The sequence below is a fragment of the Aneurinibacillus aneurinilyticus ATCC 12856 genome (genome assembly GCF_000466385.1).
GTDB classification, from domain to species: domain Bacteria; phylum Bacillota; class Bacilli; order Aneurinibacillales; family Aneurinibacillaceae; genus Aneurinibacillus; species Aneurinibacillus aneurinilyticus.
Genome location: NZ_KE952810.1, coordinates 1 through 7693 on the forward strand (window position 1 = coordinate 1; position 7693 = coordinate 7693).

General features: G+C 40.4%; 7 protein-coding genes. 3 read left to right on the plus strand and 4 right to left on the minus strand.

Going from position 1 to position 7693, the window contains the following annotated elements; all coding sequences use genetic code 11:
- The first annotated feature begins 68 nt into the window (after positions 1–68).
- Together HMPREF0083_RS14385 and HMPREF0083_RS14390 are read left to right on the plus strand one after the other, a co-directional pair.
- Positions 69–494, plus strand: a complete 426-nt coding sequence (locus HMPREF0083_RS14385; RefSeq protein WP_021622215.1) for an FAD synthetase family protein — start codon at positions 69–71, stop codon at positions 492–494.
- A gap of 483 nt (positions 495–977) precedes the next feature.
- Positions 978–1475 (plus strand): MarR family transcriptional regulator, encoded by a 498-nt coding sequence (locus tag HMPREF0083_RS14390; protein WP_021622217.1) that lies wholly within the window; start codon positions 978–980, stop codon positions 1473–1475.
- Between the two features lie 231 nt (positions 1476–1706).
- Here HMPREF0083_RS14390 and HMPREF0083_RS14395 read toward each other — a convergent pair whose 3' ends face one another.
- The 4 genes from HMPREF0083_RS14395 to HMPREF0083_RS14410 all read right to left on the minus strand — a co-directional run bounded on the left by HMPREF0083_RS14395 (position 1707) and on the right by HMPREF0083_RS14410 (position 6305).
- Positions 1707–2477: a gamma-glutamyl-gamma-aminobutyrate hydrolase family protein gene (locus tag HMPREF0083_RS14395; RefSeq protein WP_021622218.1), complete on the minus strand. Its 771-nt coding sequence runs from the start codon at positions 2475–2477 to the stop codon at positions 1707–1709.
- Complete coding sequence (locus HMPREF0083_RS14400) at positions 2461–3813, minus strand: glutamine synthetase family protein (protein WP_021622219.1); 1353 nt, start codon at positions 3811–3813, stop codon at positions 2461–2463. Before HMPREF0083_RS14400 ends, HMPREF0083_RS14395 begins: the two co-directional genes overlap by 17 nt.
- A gap of 114 nt (positions 3814–3927) precedes the next feature.
- Positions 3928–4800, minus strand: coding sequence for a DODA-type extradiol aromatic ring-opening family dioxygenase (locus HMPREF0083_RS14405; protein WP_021622220.1), 873 nt, complete (start codon positions 4798–4800; stop codon positions 3928–3930).
- A 29-nt stretch (positions 4801–4829) separates the two neighbouring features.
- Positions 4830–6305 carry an aldehyde dehydrogenase gene (locus HMPREF0083_RS14410; protein ID WP_040302877.1) on the minus strand — a complete coding sequence of 492 codons (1476 nt, stop codon included), beginning with the start codon at positions 6303–6305 and terminating at the stop codon, positions 4830–4832.
- A gap of 521 nt (positions 6306–6826) precedes the next feature.
- Between HMPREF0083_RS14410 and HMPREF0083_RS14415 the strand changes: the two genes are divergently transcribed.
- Complete coding sequence (locus tag HMPREF0083_RS14415) at positions 6827–7633, plus strand: acetoacetate decarboxylase family protein (protein WP_021622223.1); 807 nt, start codon at positions 6827–6829, stop codon at positions 7631–7633.
- Positions 7634–7693: the final 60 nt, after the last annotated feature.

Sequence of the window (7693 nt, forward strand, 5' to 3'; positions counted from 1 at the left end):
CTTCCACCTTATGGATAATCAACAGGCGTGATTTACTCTAAAAAATTTGATATAAAGCAGGTGAAGAAATGAAAGTTATTCATCTTTCTTATCCACTGTCTCCCTCTTTTGTGACCGACTCTTCTTCTATTGCTATTGGTTACTTTGATGGCGTACATTACGGACATCAAGGCGTCATTAAAGAAGCCATTAGGTACGCTAAAAAGACCGGTTTAAAATCAGCTGTGATGACTTTTGATCCACATCCGAGACAGCGATTCGAAAATAATAGCTATACAGCTTACATCACGCCTTTACTGGATAAATTGCGCATTTTTGAAAATCTAGGAGTAGATATTACTTATGTCGTATCCTTTTGCCAAGTGTTTTCAAAAGTTTCACCGTTAGATTTTGTTGAGCAATTTCTGCTCCCGCTCCGTGCTCTAAGCGTAACCATAGGCTTTGATTTTTCCTTTGGCTATCAAGGGGTGGGCCCTATGATCTTCAAAACTTAGCGAAAGGCCGTTTTCGAGTCAAAATTATTCCTTCTATTAACTCAAAACATGAAAAAATCTCAAGTACAAATATACGTAAAGCATTGCAAGATGGGGATATAGAGAAAATAAACAATTATTTAAGAAGGGAATACACCATTTCAGGAGAACTTAGAGGAAATAATGGTGAACTTTTTCTAACACGTCCATTCCTCCTCCCCCAAGTTGGAGAGTATTGGGTAAAAATATACGCTTTAAATAGATGGGTGTACAGTAAACTTAAAATTCACAACTCACTATATAAAAAATGTGAAAATGGCCAGTATCAAACCCAGCTTTTCTTATTAGCCAAAGATCTGTTGCCTATGGCGGAAACGATAGAAATAAGGTTTATCTCTTTGCTCCATACAGAACAAATACAGAATGAAAATGAAACAAATCCACCTTTGGAAAAAATGTCATACCAGCGATAACTATCACATTGTGTAAAAATAAGGAGGATATATGCACTCTTTTGAAGAGAAGTTGCTTCCAGAGGAATTAGCTATTTTAAACCGCTTAACCAATTATTCCCTTAACTTCGAGGCGATGGCGGTTGTCACTAACTTATACCGGGCTGCACAACGATTACGAGCAAAAATGGAACGTGACGTTCTCTCTACATACAATATTTCCTGGACAGCTTTTACTTTGCTTTATAATCTTTGGATATGGGGTTCTATGGAACCAAGAAAATTAGCCAAATCTATGGGAGTTACAGTTGCTGCTGTGAGCAGTATTACAAACACTTTGGAACGCAAACAATGGTGTAAAAGAGAAGCAAACCCCAGAGACAGACGCTTGGTACTCTTGACCTTGACCGATGAAGGAAAAAAAGTAATAGAGGAATTATATCCCGAATTTAATCAGGGAGAGGCCGACATAGTTTCTGATTTAGACAGTGAAGAACAAGAAATCTTGACTCAACTACTAAGAAAGGTAAATAAAAAACTAGAAGATTAGAAACAGCTTTCCCCTTTAGAATTTGGCATCATCAAAGTATTAGAGAAAACACAACCCTTATATAATATAAATAGCAGCCTCAATAACCTTTTCTTTACTATAGGAAGGAAAAGGTTATTGAGGCTGCTATTCGATAATACGTAATAATGCCTGCGTCAATGTTAGGCAAATTGAGTCGTTTGCTTGATTTAGCAATGTATTTTCATTTTCAGGTTGATGAAACTTCCGTCTTTAGCACATTGGCTCCTCCTTCTTGATCCGATTTTCTACTTCTTTTATAAAGTATGAAAACAATGCGTACTCTTTTTCATCTTCCAGCTTTTCCGGATGCCACTGCATGCCCAATGCCAGCCAATCAGTACTGGATTGTACAGCTTCAATAATGCCATCTTCACTCCATCCTACTGGGATAAATCCTTTTCCTACCGTTTGAATACATTGGTGATGAATCGTATTTACCGTTCGAATAGAACAATTATACACTTGGGCTAGAATCGAATCCTTTTCCAGGAGAACTTTGTGATTCTGACTCAGTATATACTCAGGTGCTCCTTCATTTTTTGGGTGAAGGGGAAAGGCTTCATGAAGATCTTGCAGCATAGTACCCTCAAAAGCAACCTGAAGAATTTGAAATCCACGACAAATTCCCAATGTTGGAATTTTCCGTTTCCTAGCTTCTTGTACTAAAGCGATTTCAAAGGCGTCAGCTCCTGCATTTACTTCATAGGATTGTCCTGAATTTTTGTCTCCATAGCTTTCCGGATCTACATCTCCTCCGCCAGAAACTAGCAATCCATCGATCAAATCCAGATAAGCTAAAGCGATTTCAGATTGGGTATGGGGCAAAAGTATAGCTATTCCTCCTGCTTTTTCAATACTTTCTACGTATTCTGGACCTAATGTATACAAATCTGTTCGTTCACCCAAAAAAGTAGGCAAATCTCGTCTCCAAGTCGTAATTCCAATTAACGGTTTTCCTAATGTTTTATAAGTGTTGGACATATTCCTTAAGCTCCCAATCTGTGACATATTGTTGATAACGCTCTATTTCTGCTGTTTTCACAGCCGAATAAGCGGTGATCATTGAATTTCCGATCAATTCACATAATGCTTTATCTGCGTACAACTCCTGCAGGCTCTCCGTCAATGTCCGTGGAAGAGAATTGCCTTTCACTTCCACTGGCTGCAGTTCAATTTTTCTGATAATCCCATCGTAACCTGCCAAAAGACAAACTGCAGAAATTAAATATGGATTAGCTGCTCCATCTCCAGCCCGAATTTCAATCCGACTTCCCAACCCTCTTTCCGGCGGAATCCTAACAAGCACGTTTCGATCATCATATCCCCAATCTGTTGATACAGGGGCAATATTGTTTGGGATTAAGCGTTTGTATGCGTTAATAGTAGGAGCTAGGAACGCTGTAAGAGCCGGAGCATGATGTAAAACACCAGCTATAAAGTGCTTCGCCATTTCACTCAAACCATCAGCAGCCGAGGAATCAGAAAAAACATTTTTACCCTGCTGGTTCATCAAACTGAGATGCAGATGAAAGCCGGAACCTGGCTGATTATTAAAGGGCTTACCCATAAACGTAGCTAACAATCCGTTACAAGCTGCGACTTCTTTGATCATATTCTTAAAGCTGAACGCTCTATCAGCAGAAGATACCGCTTTTCCATGAATCATGTTGACCTCAAACTGACCACCGCCATGTTCACGATTTGCTGCTGTAACGCCTAAATTCAAGACTTTTCCTGCTTCTAGAAATTTCTGCATGAGCCCTAATTCATCTGTACGATAGCCCACAGTGTAGATCATTCCAGCCTGATCACTGTATCTTTTCCACCCGGCCTTTCCTTTTTGCAAGAGATAAAATTCCAATTCATGAGCAAGAACAGGAGTTAGGCGTAGGCTATCGTTAAACAATGTTGTGGTTCTTTTTAAAAATTCTCTTGGAGAAATATCAACAGGTTTTCCGTTATTGTCTACTAAATCGACGAGGCACTGAACAGTATCCTTTTCCCATGGAATCACAGCTAACGTAGATAAATCAGGTATGGCTCGCATATCTGGATATCCTCGATTAGGCATCCCCGGGGCGTTCAACGGACTTCCATCCAGTCCATCCACCAAGTTAGAATAACAGAATGCCTGCCCTTCTTCCGTAATAGATTTAAAAAAATCCAGCGGAATATCTTTTCCTCGCGGATATCCGTGAATATCGCTATATAATAAACGTACATATTTTGTACCCTTTTCTTCCAGCTTCTTCACTATTTGTTCAGTAGAGGACAGACGGACCTCTGCATTTGTTATAATATCTGCACTAATTGACATATAGTTGCCTCCGTATCTGCATTGGCAAAGATAGTTAGGTATAAAAGCCGACATGGATTTTTTATTCTCATGCCAGCTTTTATCCCATTTTACATTGAAATAAAGAGTAAATTCCTATCCTTTTACAGGCTGCGGGAACCACATGTGTACTTGGCCAGTTCCAGCTGACGCTTCGTACTCAGAATACTTTTGCCCTTTTGCTGCCCATTCTTTTCCCCCAAGTGCACCTGCACTCATAAGGTAGTGACCAAAACGGCCTTCCGGTCCAAAGGTTCGGAATATTGGCATCAAGTCAATTACATCACCATGTTTTCCTTCTAATAGAAGATCAATGATTTTTTCGTCAATTTCACGTGCTTCCGGAGTGATTAAATATTTTGGATCAAAAGCTTCATATACTCTAATATCACGCAAAGAATAAAACTTATGAGAAAGCCCACCAGAACCAAGCAATACTACTCTCCGATTACTCTTGTCTATAGCCTCCCGTAACACTTCTCCAAATCGCAAGAAATCTTCAGGTTCCCCGTTCTGTGCTGTTCCGATCGAAAGGATTCTCTCGCCACGGTGCAGGTAATGAACAAGATTTACTGTACCATAGTGAATCGGAAGATTTTCATTCCGGCTTACATGTACCCATACATCGTCATAGCCTTTCGCTGTTTCTTCGATAATAGCAGCAAGTTCAGGATCCCCATCATAGTTATATGGAATGTCTGCAAGGCTGCGCGGCATTTCATCGGAAGTATGAAAACCCTCATAATGATCGCGTCCATCCACTACCATTTCAAATGTAGTATGCCAGTGTGAATCGAAAATAATAAACGTATCGGCATTGAGTTGATCTAAAACCTCAGTACGGAACTTTTTCAAGCCGGGAATCAGTGTAGTGTCACCTTTTCCCTGATTCATTTCAAGACGAATTTTTTCCGGCAACATAATGGTAGGTACATGTGATAGTATAGCTGCCCCAACAATTTCACCCATAATTACAGCCTCCGATTTTTCATAGTATTTTACGAAGTAAACGAGCCTGTTTTGCAGGCTACCGTTTGAATATCGCAGAAGAAATCAAAGCTAAAATCCCCACCTTCACGTCCAATACCTGATTTTTTGCTTCCACCAAATGGTGCTGATAGATCGCGGGCAAAAAATGTATTAATCCATACTGTGCCGCCTATAATGGAGCTTCCCACTCGTTGTGCACGTTCTGCACTGCCTGTGAACACGGTTGCAGCTAAGCCATACTCCGTGTTATTTGCCATCTCAATAGCTTCTTCTTCAGTACGGAACGTTTGGAACGTAAGGACAGGGCCGAACACTTCCTCCTTTAAGATTTCTGCGTGTTCTGGAACATCTACAAATAAGGTAGGCTCAAAATACAACCCGCCTAATTTTTCTGACACTTTCCCACCATAAGCTACTGTTGCCCCCTGCTCTTTTGCTCGCTCAACAAATCCTTGCACTCGCATAAAATGCTCACGCGTAATTAAAGGACCAACATCTGTTTCTTTATTACGCGGATCGCCAAGGACAATCTTTTTAGCTCCTTCTTTCATAGCATCTAGGAATTTATCTGCAATAGATTCTTCTACAAGAATTCGCGTGCCAGCCAAGCATACTTGTCCTGCATTGTCATATTGGCCGAGTGCGGTTTTTACTGCTGCTTCAAAATCACTATCTGCAAACACAACGAGTGGTGATTTTCCGCCTAGCTCCATACTCGCAGGAACGATACGGTCAGCAGCCACTTTGCCAATGATTCGTCCAGTCTCAACTGAGCCTGTAAACGAAATTCTGCTAATTCCTGAATGTTGAGTAAGGGCAGCCCCTGCCTCTTCCCCAATTCCCTGTACGATATTTAATACACCCGCCGGAAGCCCGGCTTCTTCCGCACAATCAGCCAGTAGGGAGCATGTGAATGGTGCCCACTCCGGCGGCTTAACTACCACTGTATTTCCCGCGGCTAAAGCAGGACCCACTTTCCAGGTGGTCAGCATAAGTGGAGCATTCCATGGGGTGATCAATGCAGAGACGCCTGATGGCTGATATAACACGTTATACTGCGTGCCATTTGATTCCCATGATTCCCCTTTCAAAGTTTCTGCCCATTCTGCAAAAAAGCGAATGTTATAAGCTGCACGTTTCATTACACGTAAACGTCCAGACTCTAAAAGTGAACCATTGCTTGCAGTCTCAACCGCTGCGAGCTCTTCTACACGACTTTCAACAATATCAGCAAACCGACGAAGGTAAGCACCTCTTCCCTTTGGTCCTAGTGCAGCCCATTCTGGATACGCTTTCAATGCTGCGGTTACCGCCTCATCTACTTCTTTCTCTCCACCTGCCGCTACTTCTCCTAAAACAGATTCGTCAATTGGACTAATTACCGTAAATGTTCTCTTTGAAGAAACACGCTGACCCCCAATGTAGTGATCAGGTGATACAGGAACATTAGCAATCAAAATTTTTTCACTTGATTTCGTAACCATATAGAAACACTCCATTTCTTTATTAATAAATCTATTAATATGATTATTCAGAAAAATAAAAGCGGTGGATTTTTCACCTCGTTTTTATTTTTAATATTTAAAATATACAAACTCGTTTGATATCTTAAGACTAGTACAGGCAATTTTCTTTGTCAAGCTATATGTTATCTAACGATTTAAAATATATTATAAATTCTTTCTTATTATCAAATAAATATGCTCCTTTGATATTAGATAAAATCTTAGATAAACCTATAAACATCTGATTTGATAAATCGACACATGTCTGTGATAGGAAGTAAGAGAAAGACACACTGGCCTTTCTTCTGCCGGAACGCAAGGCGCGTGCACCTTATACCTTCCATATTATGGACAATCAACAGGTGTATAATTTTTTATCTAATTTTTATATTATGAAAAGTTTAAATTTATTTAATCATTTGATATTAAACATTTGATATGATAAGATTATTCCAAACATAGCAACTATGTCAATTCTTTAGTTACAAAACAAGGAAGGAATGAACAAACTTATGGCAAATTTAAAAGGCTTCTCTTTACCTCTTTCTCCAGAAGGAAAAGCAAATTTACTTCCTCCTCCACCTTGGCATTATTCCGGTGATTTTATGACTATAGAGTATCGTGCCGATCCAGATGCAGTAATTGCTCTTTTACCTGATGAGTTGGAACCTGCAGATGATCCAGGCGCTGTAAATCTTATTTTTGCTGATTGGCAATCCTGCAGTGAGAGTGGACGAGAAATCACAGAACCTTATTATTCACAATATAAAGAAGTCATGTTTTATGTAGGTGCTAAATATAAAGGAAAGCCTGTTTGTCGCTGCGTATACATCTGGGTAGACAAAGACTATGCCATGCTACGCGGTTTGGTTCAAGGCTTCCCTAAAAAATTAGGCGAGGTTTGGATGACACGTCCTACTACCGTAGGTAAAGCCGGTATGCGCCTAGAACCAGGCGGTATTTTTGCTGGTACTCTTTCTGCCGGAGGAAGACGTTTGGTAGATGCAAAAGTAACATTGAAAGAGATTACACAAAACGGACCAACAGTAAGCGATCCTCCTTTGCATAATAGCCGTCACTTGCCAAGTATAGATGGAACTGAGCCTGCTATCTATGAGCTCGTCACCTTTAGTGGAACAGACAAAGAAGTAGGGCCAATCTGGTATGGCGATGCAGAAATTACACTTTTCGATTCTCCGTTTGACGAATTGAAAGCGCTTGAACCAAAGGAAATGCTAGGTAGTTACTACCATTCCTTCGGCTACACCTTCGCCGGTGGAAAAGTTCTAGAACAGCATAAATTCTAGAACAATACAATCACGCTTGTTGATTATCTAGAGAGGAAAAGGCCACCACAACGGGACACA